The following is a 17,356-nucleotide window of genomic DNA, read 5'->3' as shown; positions in this document are numbered from 1 at the left end:
CATCCGATGTCGCGTGACGCTAAACGTCAACTGAGCGGACTGATCACGGTCGTGGTGATCGCCGCGATCATCACGGGCGCCATCGTGCTGTTCCGTGGTGGGGTCGCACCCACCGCCGCGGTGACCGTCATCTCTCCGCGGGCCGGCCTGGTGATGAACCCTGATGCCAAGGTCAAACTGCACGGGGCACAGGTCGGCAAGGTCGTCGCCATCGAGACGCTGCCGGACGGGCAGGCGGCGCTCCGGCTGGCGATGAACCCTGGTGACCTGCAACTCATCCCGGCCAACACCGGTGTAGAGATCGCCTCGAGCACCGTGTTCGGCGCCAAGTTCGTTCAGCTTGTCCCGCCGCCGCAGCCCTCGCGGGAATCGATGTATGCCGGCCAGATCCTCGATGCGTCGCACACCACCGTCGAGATCAACACGGTATTCGAGCAATTGGTCTCGGTGCTGGCGCAGATCCAGCCGGAGAAACTGAACGAGACGCTCGGCGCGATGGCCCAGGCCATCGACGGCCGCGGCGACAAACTCGGTCAGACCTTGGTAGATCTCGACGCCCTGCTGGCCAAGATCGCCCCGAGCCTTCCGACGCTGAGCCATGAGATGGCCGTAGCGCCAAGGGTGTTCAAGGCCTATGCCGACGCCGGGCCGGATCTGATGGACACCGTCCGTAACGCGACGCAGCTCAGCGACACGCTCGTCGATCGCCGAAATGATCTGGATGCGTTGCTCATCAGCGCGATCGGGCTGGCCGACGTGGGCAACGAAGTAGTCGCGACCAACAGCGCCGCGGTGACGGACGCGATGCGCCTGCTGGTACCGACCACGAACTTGCTCAACCAGTACAACCCGGCACTGACCTGCGCGCTCAAGGGAATGGAGCCGCTGGCGATGGGCCCCCCGCAACCGCTACCCGGCGTCATGCTGCTGGACTCGTTCCTGCTGGGCACCGAACGCTACCGCTATCCGGGCAACCTGCCGAAGGTGGCCGCCACCGGTGGCGCGCAGTGCCAGGGCCTGCCCGAGGTCGGCTTCGGGCAGCGGCCGCCGTTCGTGGTCACCGACATCGATGCCAACCCAGCGCAATACGGCAATCAGGGGATCCTGTTGAACTCCGACGGGCTCAAGCAAGCGCTCTACGGTCCGCTCGACGGCCCGCCGCGCAACACCACCCAGATAGGACAACCGGGATGACGCGCAGCCGCGGGACCGCTGTCAAATTCGGCGTGTTCGGAGTGACGATGCTGCTCCTGACCGGAGCGCTGTTCGCGATCATGGGCCAATACCGCACCGGGTCGACGAACGGCTATTCCGCGGTGTTCACCGACGCGTCGAGCCTGAAGGCCGGCGATTCCGTCCGGGTGGCCGGCATCCGCGTCGGTACGGTCAACGACGTTGCACTGCAGCCGGATAACACGGTGCTGGTGCGCTTCGACTCGGACCGTGAAGTCGTGATGACCACGGCCACGAAGATCGCCGTGCGCTATCTGGATCTGGTCGGCAACCGCTATCTCGAGCTGCTCGACGCACCCGGTTCGACCAAACTCCAGCCGCCCGGTTCGCAGATTCCGGTCGACCGGACCGAGCCGGCGCTGGATCTCGACCTGCTCCTCGGAGGGCTCAAACCGGTCATCCAGGGACTCAACGCCCAGAACGTCAACGCCTTGACGAACTCGCTGATCCAGATCCTGCAGGGCCAGGGTGGCACGGTCGAATCGCTGATGGCGCATACGACTTCGTTCACCCAGGCGCTCGCCGACAATGGGCAGACCGTGCAGCAACTGATCGACAACCTGAAAACCACTGTGGCAACAGTCGCCAAGGACGGCGACAAGTTCTCGGGTGCCGTCGACCAGCTGCAACAACTCATCACCGGTCTGTCACAAGAACGCGATCCCATCGGAGAGGCCATCACCGCGCTCGACAACGGAACCGCGTCGCTGACGGACCTGATGACACAGGCCCGGCCGCCACTGTCGGGCACGGTGGATCAACTGACGCGCCTGGCGCCGTTGCTCTCCAATGAAGACGACATGGCGCGGATGGATCTGGCGTTGCAGAACGCGCCCAAGAATTACCGCAAGCTCGTCCGGTTGGGTGCTTACGGAAGTTTCATCAATCAGTACCTGTGCGGCATGAATGTCCGGGTCACCGACCTGCAAGGGCGCACCGCGTACTTCCCGTGGATCATGCAGAACACCGGACGCTGTGGGGAGCCCTGATGCTGAAATACCGTGGATCGCATCTCATCCGGAGTGGCCTCATCGGCATCGTGCTGATCGCGATGGTCATTGCTGTCGGACTCCAGCCGCAAGCACTGTGGTCGTGGGCTACGTCGGTCAAATATCACGCAGTGTTCGTCGAGGCCGGTGGCATCACCACCGGTAACGACGTCAAGATCTCCGGGGTCACCAAGGGCATCGTCACCGATGTCGGTCTGAGCCACGGCAAGGCACTGGTGACCTTCACCCTCGACAGTCAGGTCCGCCTCGGCTCCGATACCACTGCACACATCCGCACCGGGACGATGCTCGGCGCCAGGATGTTGACTCTCGAACCGGCCGGCGCGGGCACGATGCGCGCCTCGGACACGATCCCCATCGCCAGGACGGCCTCACCGTATTCGTTGACCAACGCGGTCGGTGACTTCACGAACAACACCGCCGGCACGGACACCACGGCGCTGACACAGTCGCTGGATACGTTGTCGGACACCATCGATCGGATGGCGCCACAGCTGGGGCCGACGTTCGAAGGGCTGTCCCGGTTGTCGGAGACGCTGAACAGCCGCAACGAGTCGCTGTCCAACCTGCTCAAGAGCGCTGCCGACGTGACCGGCATCCTGTCGAAGCGCAGCCAGCAGGTCAACACGCTGCTGCTGGACGCGCACGCGTTGGTGGGGGTCCTCGACCAACGCCGGTATGCGATCGTCAACCTGCTGGCCAATACCTCGGCGCTGTCCCAGCAGCTCTCCGGACTGGTACACGACAACGAAGAAGAGCTCGCACCCACGCTCAAGCAGCTCAACTCGGTGACGGCGATGCTGGAGAAGAACCGCGAGAACATCGCAGGGGCATTGGCAGGTCTCGCCAAATATCAAGTCACCCAGGGCGAATCGGTGAACAACGGTTGGTATTACAACGCGTTCGTCGGGAACCTCCTGCCCTCGCAGACGTTGCAGCCCTTCCTCGACTACGCATTCGGGTTCCGGCGCGGCACCAACGCCGGACAACCTCCCGACAACGCCGGCCCGCGGGCCGAATTCCCCTGGCCCCACAACGGCATTCCCGGAGGAAGTCGATGATCGCCCGCAATCGGACGAAGATCAGCCGCACCGTACTGGTGCTGCTCGCTGCGCTGGCGGTGGCCGGTACGGCGGTGATCGTGCGACAGACCGTGTTCAAGCCGACCACGATCACCGCGTACTTCACCTCTGCCACCGCGATCTATCCGGGCGACGAGGTTCGGGTCGCCGGCGTCAAGGTCGGTTCCATCAAGAGCATCGAACCCGCCGGAGGGCAGGCGAGGATGACCCTCGCCGTGGACCACGATGTGAAGATCCCGGCTGATGCCAAGGCGATCGTCATGGCGCAGAACCTGGTTGCCGCCCGATATGTCCAGCTGACGCCGGCCTACGAAGATGTCGGGCCGACGATGGCTGACGGTGCGCAGATCGGGGTGGAGAGTACCGCCGTGCCTGTCGAGTGGGACCAGGTCAAGGACCAGTTGATGCGGTTGGCGAGTGATCTGGGGCCGATCAACGGGACGTCGGCCACCTCGCTGAGCCGCTTCGTCGACAGTGCCGCCGCAGCAATGAACGGTAACGGCGAGAAACTGCACGAGGCAATCAGTCAGCTCTCCGGTGTCGCAAAGATTCTGGGACAGGGGAGCGGCGATGTCGTCGGTATCATCAAGAACCTGCAGGTCTTCGTGACGGCCCTGCGGGACAGCAACACCCAAATCGTCGAGTTCCAAGGGCAATTGGCCAACGTGACCAGCGTCATCGACGGCAGTCGTTCCGATCTGGACGGCGCGTTGACCAACCTTGCCGATGCCGTCGGCAACGTTCGGCGATTCATCTCCGGTACCCGCGACCAGACCGCCGAGCAGTTGCAGCGGCTGAACAACGTCACCCAGAACCTGGTGGACAACAAGACCAAGCTCGAGAACGTCCTGCACGTCGCGCCCAATGCGATTGCCAACGGCTACAACATCTACAACCCTGACAGCGGAACCGCGGTCGGCGCTTTCGCGCTGGCGAACTTCTCCGACCCGTTGTCGGTGGTGTGTTCGGCGATCGGGGCGGTCAAGAATGCCACCGCAGCGGAATCGTCCAAGCTGTGCGCCCAGTACCTCGGACCGGCCCTGTCGTTGCTGAATTTCAACCACATGCCGATGCCGTTCAACGCCTATCTCAAGAAGTCGCCCAGCCCGGAGAACCTGGTGTACACCGATCAAAACCTTGCACCGGGCGGGGCCGGTGGGCGTCCACAACCTTACGAGGATCTACCGCCGGCGGTGTCGGCCTACACCGGTGCCAACGACGTGGCGCCACCGGCCGGATGGGGCGCACCTCCGGGACCGCCCGGTGCGTACACACCCGACGGCCTGCCCGCAAATACCTCGCCCGCGGCGTATCCGGGATCACCGATTCCGGCGGATGCGCAAGTGCAAGCGCCAAGGACGTTGCAGGACATGCTGCTTCCAGCTGAGGCTGCCCCGATCCCCGCACCGCCGGCACCAGGAGGTACTCCGTGATCACCCGGCGGTCGCTGACCCGACTGACTGCGGTAGCCGCCTGCACGGTGGCGACGCTGACCGGCTGTGCGTTCCACGGCCTGAATTCACTGCCCCTGCCCGGCACCGTCGGGCGCGGATCAGACGCGACGGTCTATCACGTCGAACTCGCCAATATCGGGACACTGGAATCGAATTCGCCCGTCATGATCGGTGACGTCATCGTGGGCAGTGTCTCCCGCATGGTGGTGAAAGGCTGGCACGCGGACGTCGAGGTATCGGTCAAGCCTGATGTCGTCGTGCCGGCCAACGCGGTCGCCACCGTCGGACAGACCAGCCTCTTGGGCTCCATGCACATCGCCCTCGATCCGCCGCTGGGACAGTCTGCGTCCGGGAGGCTGACCCCGGGCGCCACCTTGGAGCTCAACCAGACTTCGACATATCCCTCGACCGAGCAGACCCTGTCGTCGCTGTCGGTGCTCGTCAACGGCGGAGGCCTGGGCAAGATCGGTGACCTGGTCACCGAATTCAATGCCGCGCTCAACGGCCGCGAGGACAAGATCCGTGATCTACTCACCCGACTCGACGACATCGTCGGGATGTTCGCCAACCAGCGAGACGACATCAACGCCTCGATCACGGAACTGAACCGCTTGGCCGGCACGCTGTCCGGGCAGCAAGAGGTGATCACGACGGCGTTGCAACGGATACCTCCGGCTCTGGATGTCCTGGTCAACGAGCGTCCCCGCATCACCACGGCGCTGGAGAAGTTCGGTCAGTTCAGCGACACCGCGACCAATCTCGTCAACGCGACGCGCGAGGACCTGCTGACCAATCTGCGCAACCTCGAACCGACGGTGCGGGCGCTGGCTGACGTCGGACCGAATCTGGGCACCGTGCTGGCATACGCGCCGGGATATCCCTACCCGCAGAACTTCATCGACCGGGCAATCCGCGGGGATTACCTCAACCAGTTCATCACCTTCGACTTCACCATTCCGAGGCTGAAGAGGGGATTGTTCCTGGGAACCCGGTGGGGTCAGGAGGGGCTGCCCCTCACCCCGGCACCTGGCGACCCCTGGTACGCCAACTACACGAAGGATCCGCTGGGGATGCCGCTGACGCCGCAGCCCCCGTCAGCGGTGGCCACGGTGCCGCCGCTGATCGACCCGGCACCGGCGGACGACTCGCCGGCCGCTGCACTACCTGCTGACCCGGCAGCGTCAAACGAAGGTGGCAACTGATGCTCACCCGCTTCATCCGAATCCAGCTGGTCATCTTCGCGGTCGCGTCGGTGATCGGCATGGCCCTGATGGGCATCGTCTACCTGCAGGCCCCCACCCTGTTGGGTATCGGGCGAATGACGGTGACCCTGCAACTGGAAGGGACCGGTGGGCTCTACCAGTTCTCCAACGTGACATATCGCGGTGTGCAGATGGGGAAGGTGACCGACGTGCGGCCCACCCGCGAGGGAGCGGAAGCCACACTGTCGCTGAACACTTCACCGAAGGTTCCCGCCGACCTGCACGCCGCGGTTCTGAGCGTGTCGGCAGTGGGCGAGCAGTACGTCGATCTGCAACCCCGCAACGACTCGGGACCCTATCTGCACGATGGGTCGGTGATCCCGGCATCCAGCACGTCGATCCCTCAGGCCGTCGGCCCGATGCTCGATCAGGTCAGTTCGTTGATGGGCAGCATTCCGAAGGACAAGATCAGCCCGCTGCTGGACGAAACCTTCAAGGCATTCAACGGCTCTGGTAACGACATGGGGTCGCTACTGGACTCGTCGTCGCGACTGATCGCCGAAGCGAACGCGGCCTCCGATCAGTCCCGTGCGCTGATCGACGACGGCGCTCCGCTTCTCGACGGGCAGGTCGAATCCGTCGAAGCGATCCGTACCTGGGCCCGGAGCATGGCCGGAATCACCAAGCAGGTAGCCGACGACGACCAGCATGTGCGCACTCTGTTGAAGGACGGACCGGGAACCGCCGACGAGGCGTCCCGCTTGTTCAATCAGGTCAAGCCCACCCTGCCGTTGCTGCTGGCCAATCTCACCAGCCTGGGTCAGGTCGGCGTGACCTACCATCCCTCGCTGGAGCAACTCCTGGTACTTCTGCCGCCGTCCATCTCTGCAACGCAGTCGTACGGCGCGCCGAAGAACAATCCGGTCGGAATGTCGTTGGGCGACTTCACTCTTACGATGGGCGACCCACCGGCGTGCACCGTCGGATTCCTGCCGCCGTCGTCGTGGCGGTCTCCAGAGGACACGAGCGACATCGACACGCCCGACGGGCTGTACTGCAAGCTGCCGCAGGATTCGGCGATCGGCGTCCGCGGCGCCCGCAACTACCCGTGCATGGGCAAGCCGGGGAAGCGTGCTCCCACGGTCGAAATCTGTGACAGTGACCAGCCTTACGAGCCGTTGGCGATGCGCCAGCACGCCCTCGGTCCGTACCCGATCGACCCCAACCTGCTCGCCCAGGGGATCGCACCGGATTCCCGCGTCGATCGTGACACGTTCATCCACGGGCCGACGGAGGGCACGCCGCGTCCGCCCGCGGAGGCCCCACCTGCAGCGCCGCCCGCGGAGGCCCCGGCCGGCGAGCCGCAAAGTGAGACGCCGGCGGGTGAGGTGCCGCCGAGCGGCAGCGTGGAGCCGGCAATGTCGCCTAGTGCGTTCAGCCCCAACGGATCCGGTGGACCATCGGTTGCCATCGCCACCTACGACCCGCGGACGGGTCGGTACGCAACACCAGACGGCAAGGTGTACCGGCAGGCGGACCTCGTGCCGCGTACCGGTGACAGGACGTGGGAAGACCTCTTCACCACCTGAGCCGAAAACCCCGGGCCTGACCGGGCAGCTGGAAAGCTGTCCGGTCAGGCCGTTTTCACGAGCTTGAACGGCATCGTGATGAACACGACCCTGCTGGTGCCGCACGATCCGCTGACGCCGGTGGTCGAATCCTCGCCGAGCAGTGTCGTCGACGCTGGATCGGTTGCGGTGGCATCCTCGTTCGAGGGGAAGAAGCGGTACACCTGCAGACCCGGGCCTGCGGTGCCGTCCCCACACGGCTGCCAGTTGTCCACCGTCTTCTTGACGTACCAGACGCCGCTCTTCTTGTAGATCGGTGCGCTCCAACCCCAGTCGGTGTCGACCGTGCCGGTGCACTCGCTCGGGTAACTGCATGTCGTGGAGATCGTCCACGTGCCACGAATGCTGGCCTCGTCGTGGAAGATATCGTTCGTCTTCGCCCACTCGCCGTTCGACGTGGCGATGTAGGTTCCGTTGAGGCCCCAATTCGGGGAGGCTGCGGCGACGGGGCCGCACAGCCCGCCCACGCCAGCGGCAGCGAGCACCCCTGCCCCAATGAATGCCGTCGACACCCGCATGACCAAACTCCTCTGTACGCCGGCCACCGGTGGTCGCCGCGGCAGTGTTCACTGTGCAACTTCTGCCGACTTCTGACGGACAATGTCCCACCTAGTGGGCCATGACCTGGCGGCCGGATTCAACCGTGCCACAGTGTCGTACGTGCGGATACCGATCGCAGTAACGACAGGGCTTCTCGTCGCGACGATGATCACGCCGGCCCCAGCGAGCGCTGAACCCGTCGGATGCAGTGAACCCTCGTGCGTACCGGGGATCACCGGCGGCGTCGTGCTCGGCGCGCCGTGTTCGGATACGGCGTACTACGTCTTCGGCACCACCTCGTGGGGCCGGGTGGTCTTCTGCGGATCGCCGCGCCGGTACGAGCCGCGCTACTTCCGGTCACCGCCGCTGAAAGGCATTCGCGAGGAGAACGAACCATGCACAGGTTTCGAGAACTCCGTCGCCCAGGCGCCCGACGGGCTTTTTCTGAGTTGTGTTTCCAGTGACGGTGCGAGCAGGTGGCTTCGTGGTGACCTGTGAGTTGAGGCGTGCGGGCATGGTGGGCGCGATGGCCGCCGTGGCCCTCGGTGCGTACTTCCCCTTGGCAGCACCGGCGCATGCGGACGAGGGCCCGATGCTGCACCGCGTGACCTATACGGTCACCGCCGAGCAGCAGACAACGGTCGGCATCTATTTCCGCGAGACCGACCCGCCGACATGGGCCGACTACAGCCACAATCCGTACGAGTTCAGCCCCAAGGACGATCTGACGCTGGAACCGGGCAAGCCCTGGATCCGCGAGGTTGTGCTCGCCGACCCCATGAAATGGGCCATGGTGACCGTCACCACGGCCGGGTTGGCTCCGCAACCGGCCCAAACTCTGCGCTGTGAGCTGGCCATCGACGGGATCGTCGTCGACCGTGCTGATGGCTCCAAAGGGGCGTTGTGCTCCCTGCGGAACTGGTGACGGCGCCAGTTCGTCAGGGCGGGTTTGTCCGCTGGGTGGGACACCGGCGTCGAAGCCGGTTTCGGCCGCATTAGCGTGCGGCAGCAGTCACATCGGCCGTGAGGCGGACCACAGTATCTAGTGCCATCCGCGACTGGCCGAGACAAACGGAGGTGCACTATGCGGTTACTCAGCCGCTCCGAACAGGAAACTGAGACAGCCGTGCTCGAAGACGCCGGCGATGTCGACGATGTTGACGCGGACGCCGGCGACCTCGATTCCGACTCCTCCTCCTCCGACTCCTCCTCCTCCTCCTCCTCCTCCTCCTCCTCCTCCGCTGATTCCGATCCTGATTCTGAGGATGAGGATCGACCGTCGGCCACGGGTGCGAAACGCAGTTGGCGTCCGAAACTGGCGACGTTGCTCGCCGGAGTCGCGATCCTGTTCAGCGGAGCGCTACTGGCGGCAAGCGGATACATGATCTGGTTCCACGAGCAGGCCGACCGTGAGCAGCAGCGCCGAGTGGAGTTCGCGGCGGCCGCTTCGCAAGCCGCCGTCACGTTGATGTCGATTGACAGCGCCACGGCGCAGGACAACGTACGGCAGATCATCGACAACTCGACTGGCCAATTCAAAGACGACATCGAGTCCTCCGCCAAGGATCTGGTGAAAACGGCGCAGGACTCGAAATCAGCGACGAAGGCGACGGCGCACGCCTCGGCAGTGCAGTCGATGGATGGCGACTCCGCCGTCGTCCTCGTCAGTTCGGCCACCACGGTCAGTAACTCGGCCGGAGCGAATCAGCAGCCCCGAAACTGGCGCTTGAGCCTCACCATGGTCAAAGACGGGGAACAGATCAAGATGTCGAAAGTCGAGTTCGTCCCGTGAGCGCATCCATCGTCGAAGAACCAAAAGTGGTCGACGTCAATAGTATTGAGGCAGAGGAGTGCGTAGCCGACGAGGGTCTTGAACCCACGGAGCGCTGGACTCGTCGAATTGCGCGGCGATGGCGGCCGATCGCTGTCGTCTGCGTCCTTCTCGCCTCGGCGGGGTCGGCAGCAGCACTTTATTTCGGCGTGTACCGCGCGGATCACGGGCATGCCGGAGCGTCGACGGCGGCAGTCGAAGCAGCAACTGAAGGTGCGGTGGCGTTGTTGTCTTATGCGCCAGACAGTTTGGATCAAGACATTGCGGGCACACGATCCCACCTGACCGGTGATTTCTTGGACTACTACAGCGAGTTTGCGCAGAAGTTCGTTGTGCCGGCAGCCAAGCAGAAAGACATTCGCGCCACCGCAGCGGTCGTTCGCACTGCCACGATCGAGGTGCAATCCGATACCGCGAACGTGTTGGTCTTCCTGAATCAGGCGACCACCAGCCGCGACAACCCCGAACCGGCGCAGGCCGCCAGTGCGGTCAAGGTCGGGCTCACGAAAATCGATGGGAATTGGTTGATCTCATCGTTCGATCCCATCTAGCAGGCTGAACTGTGATGGGATCGACTCCCATTGAATGAGCATCCGGTACGTGGGCCGGAGTGACTCGGCGGACCCGACGCGAAGCCGGCGGCCCCGGACGTAATGCGTAGTTAGGGTCCGCGCGCTGCCGGGCCAGCGACGGCATCGCAGTCGTCGAGCAGGATCCACCCGGGTGGAAGTCCTGGGTCGGGTGGGTGTGGGTCGGATGGGTCGGTGTCCCAGAGGTGTTCGACGTTGGGTGGGGTCGGGGTGGGCTGGTCGAAGTCGATGTCCCACTGCGGGTCCCACGCGGGGTCACACGCGGAGTCCCACTGGGGGTCGTGTTGCCGTTCCTGCTCGGCGGGCTCGGGCTCGGGCTGTGGTTCCCGGTCTGGTGGCGGTTGCGGTTCATCGGGTTCGTCGGGTGGGGTCAGGAGTAGTTCGGGTCGGTGGTGGTAGTTGATGCGGTGTTGGCCGTGGTCCAGTCCCGGTGGTGGATGCCATTCCACTTCACCGTCGGGATTGATGAGGGTGGTGTAGCCACCGTCGGTGTGCACCATCCGGTTATCGGGCCCACACGCCAAGGCCATCTCATCGACATTGGTGTTGCCACCGTCGGCCCAGTCGGCGACGGCGTGATGCACCTGGGAGCCGTAGGCACCGACGGTGCAGCAGGGCTTGGTGCAGCCCCCGTCGCGGGCGATCAGCACGATCCGCTGGGCGGGGCTGGCGGTGCGCCGGGCCCGGAAATAGTTGAGGGCCGCCCCGGTGGCCTGGTCGAACACGACAAGGTGATGGTTGGCGTGGGCGCCCATCCGGATGACGTCTTTGATGGGGATCTTGGTGCCCCCGCCGCTGACCCCGATCCCGGCGCGCGACTCCAGGTCTTGCAGGGTGGTGCGGATGATGATCGACACCGGTAGCCCGTTGAGTTGACCCAGATCACCGCTCATCAATGCGATGCGTCCGATGACCAGCAGGGCATCGTGTTGGCGTTGGGCCTCGGTGCGGTGATCGTTGTCGATCTGGGCTTGGGTGGGGGTACCGGTGGTGCAGGGTTCCTCATCCTCGGGGTTGCACATGCCCGGTGCACCGAATTTGGCGAACAACACTTCCAGCACGGCGGCCGCTTCGGGGCTCAGGTGCGCCGTCAGCGAGGTCATGGCGTCGCGGCCCTGCTTAGACATGGTGAGGCCGCGTTTGCGGGCGCGTTCGGTGTCATCGGGTTCGGGGCCGTCCTGATCGAGCAGGAACAGTCGCAGTTCGGCGGTGTCTTTGAGTTCTTTGGGCCCGACCCCGGTAGCGATCCGCACCAGGTCGGCTTCGAACTGGTCGCCGGTGATGGTGTCGAGGAATCCGGGTAGCCGCTCGATCGCGTCGCGCAGCACTTTGACGTGCTCGGCGTTGATCAGCCCGGCCGATTGTGCCGCAGCGACCGCGGGTAGTAGCGGGGGCAGGGGTTGACCGGTGAGGGTGCGGCGCGGTCCGAGTGCGGCGGCCTCATGTAGGCGGCGGCCGGCTTCCGCGGTGGTCAGCCGCCACCGGATCCGCAGTACCGCGTTCCATGATTTGGCGCCCATTTCCTGCGGGGTGGACTCGGCCTGTAGCCCGGCCAGCAGCCGATGCAACGAGGACGGCATCTGGCAGGTCAGTGCCTCGTACTCGTCGAGCACCGCGACCAGTTCAGGCCGGGACAACGATCCGAAGTCGCAGGCGGCGAACGCGTCGTAGGCGGCCCGCAACCCCGCTACCGCCTGGACCGCACCCACCTGCATGACTCGAACATACATTCGACCACCGACAAGAACGGCGACTACGCCACCGCCAGGGCGCCTAAGGCGTATCGCGGTTCGGCAGCAGCGTCTCGTGTGCCGAAGACGTTGCCGCGCGGAACAACACCGCGATCAAGGCCAGCGCGCCGAGCGCAACGACCGGGATGGTCCACAGCCGGCGGGTCATCACGGCCGACCCACATTTGTCCACGTACTCCTGGCCGGCGGCAGTGGCCTGCACGAGGTGTGCGCTGTACCCGGAACCGCAGGGGATCTGCATGCCGAATTGGTCGAAGTCGTCGAGGTAGACCGGCAGGCTCAACAGGTACAGCCCGATGGCGAGCACCACGGCCCCGGCGATTCCGATATAGACGGCGCGAAAACTCACCGTTCCCCTTTCACGTCATACATATGTCGGTGAACAACAGCACCGGCCACGAGACGATCGCCCCCAGGAAGGACACCACCGCGTCGAGACCGCCCATCGATTGCAGATGGTCGGTGTGTGTTCCGGACCAGACGGTACCGATCAACAGGTACGGCACACCGAGCACTACAGCTACGACGATCAGTTCGCCGACTGCGACACGGTGGGCCAGCAACCTCCGCAACTTGGCAAACACGTGACCCCCGTCTGGCCGCAACGCCATCTATGTTAACGCCTATTCTCTGCCGAACTACCATTTTGACCCGGCTGTTCGGTCCGTTAGTGTGACGGAATGGCGCGCATCTCGCCCCGGTCGATCGGCAGCGGCGGCGATGGTGTGCGGCGTCGACCCAAAGACCGAAAGGCGCAGATAGCGCGGGCCTCGGCGGAGTCTTTCAGTGCTCTCGGATATCACGGCGTGAGCATGGAAGCCATTGCCTCGCGGGTCGGGATTTCTGCGGCCGCGTTGTACCGGCACTATTCGAGCAAGTACGAATTGTTCCGCGACGCCGTGCTCAACCTCAGTCAGCAACTTGTCGACGGAACGGCATTCGCCGACGACGCCGATGGCGACCCTCGGGAGCGGTTGCGCCTCATCGTCGCCGCGCTCAGTGACACCGCTTTGGTTAATCGCGAATCTGGTGGGCTGTACCGCTGGGAGGCGCGTTATCTGCGCGGCGACGACCAGAGCACCCTGGACGCGCAGGTGCGTACGGTGCACCGCCGGATTCACCGCCCGCTGATGGAATTGCGGCCCGAACTGAGCTCGCGGGCCCGCTGGACCTTGTCGACCGCGGTGCTCGGCGTGATCGGCAGCGTCGTCGACCACAGGTCCAAATTGCCTGCCGGCCAGGTCCGTGAACTGCTCGCCGACATCTGCGACGCCGTGCTGGCAGCCGAGTTGCCGGATTTCCCCAACGAGGCGGACCCCGTGGTGGCGCCGCCACCAGTCGTGAGCGCGACGAAATACGAAGCGCTGCTGACCGAATCGATGCGGCTGTTCAACCAGAACGGCTATCGCGACACCACGATGGAGGACATCGCCGCCGCGGTAGGCATGCCCGCCTCGGGGATCTACCGGTATTTCTCCGGCAAGTCCGACATCCTGGCCGCCGGGTTCCGGCGAGCGGCCGACCGGTTGTCGGCCGACATGGCCGAGGTGCTCGGCGCGGCGACGGACCCGGAGCAGGCGCTGGGCGCCCTGATCGATGGTTACGTGGCGAGATCCTTCGACCGCCCCGAGCTCGACTACGTCTACTACACCGAACGCCTCAACATGACACCCGCCGACCAGAAAATCCTGCGCGACCTGCAGCGGGCGGCGGTGGAATCGTGGGTCGAGGTGGTCATGCCGGTGCGCCCACGGTGGAGTGCGGGGCAGGCGCGCTTCGCCGTTCATGCGGCGATGGCGTTGGTGATCGACTTGGGCCGGCTCATGAATTATCAGAATTCGGAGCAGACCCGAGCCGTCGTCGCGGTCATGGTCGAAATGACGCTGCTGGGCCGTTACCGGTTACGGACGGCGTTGCCGGCCAGGTAGGCCAGATAGCCGAGCGTGCCGATGGTGGCCAGCTTGCGGGTCTTGGGCAGCAGAAGGCCCACGCCGATGGCGGTTTCGATACCGCCATTGGTGTAGATGTGCTTCTGCGTGTTCTCGGGGAACGCCGGCTTGGTGATCGACTCGAACAGCTGCGGCTTGATGAAGTGCGCCGCACCCGCACTGGTTATGCCGAGGCCGGCGAGCTTGACCAGCTTGGAGTTCTTGCCCTCTGCCATGTGTGATCCTCTCTGATCAGGCAAATGTGTAGTCGCTCAACGGGAATCGTGAAGCTTCGGCGACGGCCCGGCGGGTCGTCATCGGCCGGAGCAGCGTTGCCTCGCCGCTCGGATTGAAATAGTACGACCGTGCCGATGCGCAGTTACCGAGGGTGAACAGGGAATCGCCCAGCGCGTCGGTCATCCGGTCCAGATAACGGGAGTTGGCCTGCTCGGTGACCTCGAACGTCGTCGCGTTCCGGCGCTTGAGTTCGCCGAACAACCGGTCCATCAGGTGCATCTGATACTCCATCGTGTTGAAGAAGTTCAGCCCCAGGAAGGCGTATGGGCTGGCCAGGCTCAGGTAGTTCGGGAAGTACGGCATCGAGACGCCCTGGTAGGCCTGGAACCGATTCTCCCGCCACCACTTTCCGAGGTTGCGGCCGTCACGCCCGATCACCTCGATGGCCGGGAAGTTGGCGTCCCACAGATCGAACCCGGTCGCCAGCACCAGGGTGTCGATGTCCGTCCGGGTGCCGTCGGCGTTGACGATCGCCCCCGGTTCTATGCGTTCGATGCCGTCGGCCTGGAGGTGCACGTGCGGTTTCGCGAACGCGCGGTAGTAGCCGTTGGAGAACGTCGGGCGCTTGCAGCCGAAGTCGTAGTCCGGGGTCAGCTTGCGGCGCAGTTCGGGGTCTCGGATCGAGGCGAACCGGTGCAGCTTGGCCAGGTCGGCCGCGGCGATGTTGAACCGCCGGAAGTACCGGTGCTTGAGCACGGCAGTGTCGACCATGAATGCGTAGATGGCGTCGGTGACAGCGCGCAAGGCCCGCTGGGTCAGGGGGACCTGGGCGAACAGCGCCTTGACGCGCTCGGAGAACCGCAGGTCGATCTTGGGGACGACCCAGATCGGGGTGCGCTGGTAGACCGTCAGGTCCGCGGCCTTGCGGGCCAGCTCCGGGATGAGCTGCACGGCAGTGGCGCCCGTGCCGATGATCGCGATCCGGCGGCCTTCGGGCCGGTAGCTGTCGTCCCAGTCGGTGGTGTGGATGAGCTTGCCGGTGAAATCGGTGATACCAGGGATGTCGGGTGTATGGGGCTGGGAGAGGAAGCCGGTGGCGGTGAGCAGGAAGCGGGTGCTCACGGTCTCGCCACTGGCCAGGGCCACCTGCCAGAGGGCGGCCTCGTCATCCCAGTGGGCACCCTCGACGGTGGTGTTGAACCGGATGTGGCGGCGCACGTCGTACTTGTCGGCGACATCGTCGGCGTACTGCTTGATCTCGGTGCCGGTGGAGAACAGCCTCGACCAGTTCGGATTCGGCTCGAAGAAGTACGAGTACGTCGTGGTCGGCACGTCGACGGCCAGCCCTGGGTAGTGGTTGACGTACCAGGTGCCACCCAGGTCGTCCTCGCGATCCAGGATCACGAAGTTGTCGATACCCAGCCGTTTGAGCTGGATGGCGGCGCCGATGCCGGCGAATCCCGCGCCGACGACGACTGCCTCATATCCCGGGCTCATGCTGCAGACAGTACCGCAGGTACCGGGTACTTTGTCGAGGGCTCAGTTACCTCGGGGCTCAGTCGTCGATGCGCGTCGGCGGGTCGGCGAACGGGAGATCCCCCGGAGCGATCTCGTGGCCGGGACCCATCAAATCGCAGCGCTTGACCGGCACCAGGTGGGAGCTGAAGCCGCTGGGCACGTAGCCCCAGGTGCCCATGCACCGCTGCCAGGTGCCGTCTGGTTGGACAGGCCCGTCGCACTTACTGATCACCGGCCCGCCGTACTGGCAGCCGGCGACGGCCGGTGGCGCCGAGGCGATCAACCCGCCGGCCATCAGCGCGACAGCTACGCCGCCGACCATGTAGAGCTTCATGAGGTTCTCCCTGTCCTATCCGGGTGGGTTTCGCCAACGCTGCGGGTCGCATTCCAAACCGGCCCGGTCCCAGCGGGCCAGATCTGCTGCTGCGGCGTAGGTCGATTGCAGGAAATCCATCAGTGCGCGGTCCGGCTCGGCGGCCGCCCGCACCTCTTCGTAGGGGAGCAGGAACTGCCTGAAGTCCGGGCTGTAGAACGCCGCGGCCGGGCCCACACGATAGTCGGCGAAGCCTTCCGGCTCGGGATAGGCGTAAGCGTAGAAGGCGCCCTCGTCGCCACCGCCGGGCCAGAAACCGCAACTGCTCAACTCGTGCGAATACCCTTCCACCATCACCCAATCGCCGCAGTTGGGTGCACCACCGGGGTGTTCGGGAGCGGGCCGGCCGGAGAATCTGGTGCAGGCCATGTCGAACGAGCCCCAGAAGAAGTGCACGGGGCTCACCTTGCCGATGAAATACGAACGGAAGTCGCTGATCACCCGGTGCGCCTGGACCAGCTGGCGCCAGAACAGGTTCGCGGCATCGGGGTCATACGAGGCGTGTTGGTGATCTTCGGCAAACGGTATGGCGGCGGCGACCTCGTTGGGGCTTGCCGAGATCTGCGCTTCAATGCCCAGTTGTCGCAGCGCGGTGAAGGTTTCGTCGTAGAACTCGGCTACCGATTTCGGCTTCAATGCGACAGTCCGCGACCCGCCATCGCTGGTGTGGATCGCAAGTACGTGGTCGATGAAGTCGAACTCCATGTCGAACAACTGGTTTCGATACGGAATCGACGACGTGGTCAGCCCGCGCGGGCTCACATAGAAGGTCACCTGCCACCAATGATTCATCAGTGGTGTTTGCGTCAGCCGGATCTTCCCTACGATCTGAGTCCACATATGCAGGGTCTCGCGGGTGGGCTCCCAATCCGATACCCGTAGCGCGGGCCAAGCGTTGCCTGATCGGGCGCTCATGAGACAGATGCCACCTTCCGCCCCTGACGACTCGTCGATCTCCAACCTCGGTGACGCAAGCCTA

General features: G+C 64.6%; 19 protein-coding genes. 11 read left to right on the top strand and 8 right to left on the bottom strand.

The genetic code is table 11. The features are described 5' to 3' along the window. Window positions 1-6 precede the first annotated feature (6 nt). From ACZY08_RS00920 to ACZY08_RS00895, 6 genes are read left to right on the top strand one after another with little or no spacing between them, the layout of a single operon-like run. Window positions 7-1,194 (top strand): MCE family protein, encoded by a 1,188-nt coding sequence (locus ACZY08_RS00920; RefSeq protein ID WP_463742741.1) that lies wholly within the window; start codon window positions 7-9, stop codon window positions 1,192-1,194. Further along, window positions 1,191-2,222 carry an MCE family protein gene (locus ACZY08_RS00915; RefSeq protein WP_463742740.1) on the top strand — a complete coding sequence of 344 codons (1,032 nt, stop codon included), beginning with the start codon at window positions 1,191-1,193 and terminating at the stop codon, window positions 2,220-2,222. Before ACZY08_RS00920 ends, ACZY08_RS00915 begins: the two co-directional genes overlap by 4 nt. Beyond that, complete coding sequence (locus tag ACZY08_RS00910; RefSeq protein WP_463742739.1) at window positions 2,222-3,304, top strand: MCE family protein; 1,083 nt, start codon at window positions 2,222-2,224, stop codon at window positions 3,302-3,304. Before ACZY08_RS00915 ends, ACZY08_RS00910 begins: the two co-directional genes overlap by 1 nt. Next, window positions 3,301-4,758 (top strand): MCE family protein, encoded by a 1,458-nt coding sequence (locus ACZY08_RS00905; RefSeq protein WP_463742738.1) that lies wholly within the window; start codon window positions 3,301-3,303, stop codon window positions 4,756-4,758. Before ACZY08_RS00910 ends, ACZY08_RS00905 begins: the two co-directional genes overlap by 4 nt. Continuing rightward, window positions 4,755-5,981 carry an MCE family protein gene (locus tag ACZY08_RS00900; protein ID WP_463742737.1) on the top strand — a complete coding sequence of 409 codons (1,227 nt, stop codon included), beginning with the start codon at window positions 4,755-4,757 and terminating at the stop codon, window positions 5,979-5,981. Before ACZY08_RS00905 ends, ACZY08_RS00900 begins: the two co-directional genes overlap by 4 nt. Beyond that, window positions 5,981-7,570, top strand: a complete 1,590-nt coding sequence (locus ACZY08_RS00895) for an MCE family protein (RefSeq protein WP_463742736.1) — start codon at window positions 5,981-5,983, stop codon at window positions 7,568-7,570. The genes ACZY08_RS00900 and ACZY08_RS00895 overlap by 1 nt, the downstream gene beginning before the upstream one ends. Window positions 7,571-7,614: 44 nt before the next feature. Here the strand turns inward: ACZY08_RS00895 and ACZY08_RS00890 are convergent, their stop codons facing one another. Beyond that, the gene (locus tag ACZY08_RS00890) at window positions 7,615-8,127 is read right to left on the bottom strand and encodes an Rv2253/PknI dimerization domain-containing protein (protein WP_463742735.1); all 513 of its coding nucleotides are present in this window, start codon (window positions 8,125-8,127) and stop codon (window positions 7,615-7,617) included. A 187-nt stretch (window positions 8,128-8,314) separates the two neighbouring features. On the opposite strand from ACZY08_RS00890, the gene ACZY08_RS00885 reads away from it, so the two are divergent. From ACZY08_RS00885 to ACZY08_RS00870, 4 genes are all read left to right on the top strand, one after another. Then, window positions 8,315-8,647, top strand: a complete 333-nt coding sequence (locus ACZY08_RS00885; protein WP_463744097.1) for a hypothetical protein — start codon at window positions 8,315-8,317, stop codon at window positions 8,645-8,647. Between the two features lie 16 nt (window positions 8,648-8,663). Then, window positions 8,664-9,074 carry a hypothetical protein gene (locus ACZY08_RS00880; RefSeq protein ID WP_463744096.1) on the top strand — a complete coding sequence of 137 codons (411 nt, stop codon included), beginning with the start codon at window positions 8,664-8,666 and terminating at the stop codon, window positions 9,072-9,074. Window positions 9,075-9,233: 159 nt separating this feature from the next. Next, entirely contained in the window at window positions 9,234-9,941 is a 708-nt protein-coding gene (locus ACZY08_RS00875; RefSeq protein ID WP_463742734.1) for a hypothetical protein, read from the top strand. Further along, window positions 9,938-10,531: a twin-arginine translocation pathway signal gene (locus tag ACZY08_RS00870; protein WP_463742733.1), complete on the top strand. Its 594-nt coding sequence runs from the start codon at window positions 9,938-9,940 to the stop codon at window positions 10,529-10,531. The genes ACZY08_RS00875 and ACZY08_RS00870 overlap by 4 nt, the downstream gene beginning before the upstream one ends. A gap of 110 nt (window positions 10,532-10,641) precedes the next feature. Here the strand turns inward: ACZY08_RS00870 and ACZY08_RS00865 are convergent, their stop codons facing one another. From ACZY08_RS00865 to ACZY08_RS00855, 3 genes are read right to left on the bottom strand one after another with little or no spacing between them, the layout of a single operon-like run. After that, a complete protein-coding gene (locus ACZY08_RS00865; RefSeq protein WP_463742732.1) occupies window positions 10,642-12,300 on the bottom strand; it encodes an HNH endonuclease signature motif containing protein in 1,659 nt (552 codons plus the stop codon). A 43-nt stretch (window positions 12,301-12,343) separates the two neighbouring features. Further along, window positions 12,344-12,670, bottom strand: coding sequence for a hypothetical protein (locus ACZY08_RS00860; RefSeq protein ID WP_463742731.1), 327 nt, complete (start codon window positions 12,668-12,670; stop codon window positions 12,344-12,346). Between the two features lie 10 nt (window positions 12,671-12,680). Next, on the bottom strand, window positions 12,681-12,905 hold the full coding sequence (locus tag ACZY08_RS00855; protein WP_463742730.1) for a hypothetical protein: 225 nt from the start codon (window positions 12,903-12,905) through the stop codon (window positions 12,681-12,683). A gap of 96 nt (window positions 12,906-13,001) precedes the next feature. On the opposite strand from ACZY08_RS00855, the gene ACZY08_RS00850 reads away from it, so the two are divergent. Further along, on the top strand, window positions 13,002-14,249 hold the full coding sequence (locus ACZY08_RS00850; protein WP_463742729.1) for a TetR/AcrR family transcriptional regulator: 1,248 nt from the start codon (window positions 13,002-13,004) through the stop codon (window positions 14,247-14,249). Here the strand turns inward: ACZY08_RS00850 and ACZY08_RS00845 are convergent. From ACZY08_RS00845 to ACZY08_RS00830, 4 genes are read right to left on the bottom strand one after another with little or no spacing between them, the layout of a single operon-like run. After that, window positions 14,216-14,485: a hypothetical protein gene (locus tag ACZY08_RS00845; RefSeq protein WP_463742728.1), complete on the bottom strand. Its 270-nt coding sequence runs from the start codon at window positions 14,483-14,485 to the stop codon at window positions 14,216-14,218. The two genes, ACZY08_RS00850 and ACZY08_RS00845, sit on opposite strands and share 34 nt — an antisense overlap. A gap of 16 nt (window positions 14,486-14,501) precedes the next feature. Next, window positions 14,502-15,983 (bottom strand): flavin-containing monooxygenase, encoded by a 1,482-nt coding sequence (locus ACZY08_RS00840; RefSeq protein ID WP_463742727.1) that lies wholly within the window; start codon window positions 15,981-15,983, stop codon window positions 14,502-14,504. 58 nt (window positions 15,984-16,041) lie between these two features. Next, window positions 16,042-16,338 carry a CDGP domain-containing protein gene (locus ACZY08_RS00835; RefSeq protein ID WP_463742726.1) on the bottom strand — a complete coding sequence of 99 codons (297 nt, stop codon included), beginning with the start codon at window positions 16,336-16,338 and terminating at the stop codon, window positions 16,042-16,044. Window positions 16,339-16,353: 15 nt separating this feature from the next. Beyond that, window positions 16,354-17,292, bottom strand: coding sequence for a DUF5996 family protein (locus ACZY08_RS00830; RefSeq protein ID WP_463742725.1), 939 nt, complete (start codon window positions 17,290-17,292; stop codon window positions 16,354-16,356). Window positions 17,293-17,356: the final 64 nt, after the last annotated feature.

The organism is Mycobacterium sp. IDUB_9 (assembly GCF_055419505.1).
The sequence above is the reverse complement of the archived record's forward strand: the minus strand, read 5'-3'. Positions and strand labels throughout refer to the sequence as shown.

Coding starts and splice junctions, on each gene's coding strand:
- ACZY08_RS00920 (WP_463742741.1), top strand. CDS start 7: ATGTCGCGTGACGCTAAACGTCAACTGAGCGGACTGATCACGGTCGTG.
- ACZY08_RS00915 (WP_463742740.1), top strand. CDS start 1,191: ATGACGCGCAGCCGCGGGACCGCTGTCAAATTCGGCGTGTTCGGAGTG.
- ACZY08_RS00910 (WP_463742739.1), top strand. CDS start 2,222: ATGCTGAAATACCGTGGATCGCATCTCATCCGGAGTGGCCTCATCGGC.
- ACZY08_RS00905 (WP_463742738.1), top strand. CDS start 3,301: ATGATCGCCCGCAATCGGACGAAGATCAGCCGCACCGTACTGGTGCTG.
- ACZY08_RS00895 (WP_463742736.1), top strand. CDS start 5,981: ATGCTCACCCGCTTCATCCGAATCCAGCTGGTCATCTTCGCGGTCGCG.
- ACZY08_RS00890 (WP_463742735.1), bottom strand. CDS start 8,127: ATGCGGGTGTCGACGGCATTCATTGGGGCAGGGGTGCTCGCTGCCGCT.
- ACZY08_RS00885 (WP_463744097.1), top strand. CDS start 8,315: ATGATCACGCCGGCCCCAGCGAGCGCTGAACCCGTCGGATGCAGTGAA.
- ACZY08_RS00880 (WP_463744096.1), top strand. CDS start 8,664: ATGGTGGGCGCGATGGCCGCCGTGGCCCTCGGTGCGTACTTCCCCTTG.
- ACZY08_RS00875 (WP_463742734.1), top strand. CDS start 9,234: ATGCGGTTACTCAGCCGCTCCGAACAGGAAACTGAGACAGCCGTGCTC.
- ACZY08_RS00865 (WP_463742732.1), bottom strand. CDS start 12,300: ATGTATGTTCGAGTCATGCAGGTGGGTGCGGTCCAGGCGGTAGCGGGG.
- ACZY08_RS00850 (WP_463742729.1), top strand. CDS start 13,002: ATGGCGCGCATCTCGCCCCGGTCGATCGGCAGCGGCGGCGATGGTGTG.
- ACZY08_RS00845 (WP_463742728.1), bottom strand. CDS start 14,485: ATGGCAGAGGGCAAGAACTCCAAGCTGGTCAAGCTCGCCGGCCTCGGC.
- ACZY08_RS00840 (WP_463742727.1), bottom strand. CDS start 15,983: ATGAGCCCGGGATATGAGGCAGTCGTCGTCGGCGCGGGATTCGCCGGC.
- ACZY08_RS00835 (WP_463742726.1), bottom strand. CDS start 16,338: ATGAAGCTCTACATGGTCGGCGGCGTAGCTGTCGCGCTGATGGCCGGC.
- ACZY08_RS00830 (WP_463742725.1), bottom strand. CDS start 17,292: ATGAGCGCCCGATCAGGCAACGCTTGGCCCGCGCTACGGGTATCGGAT.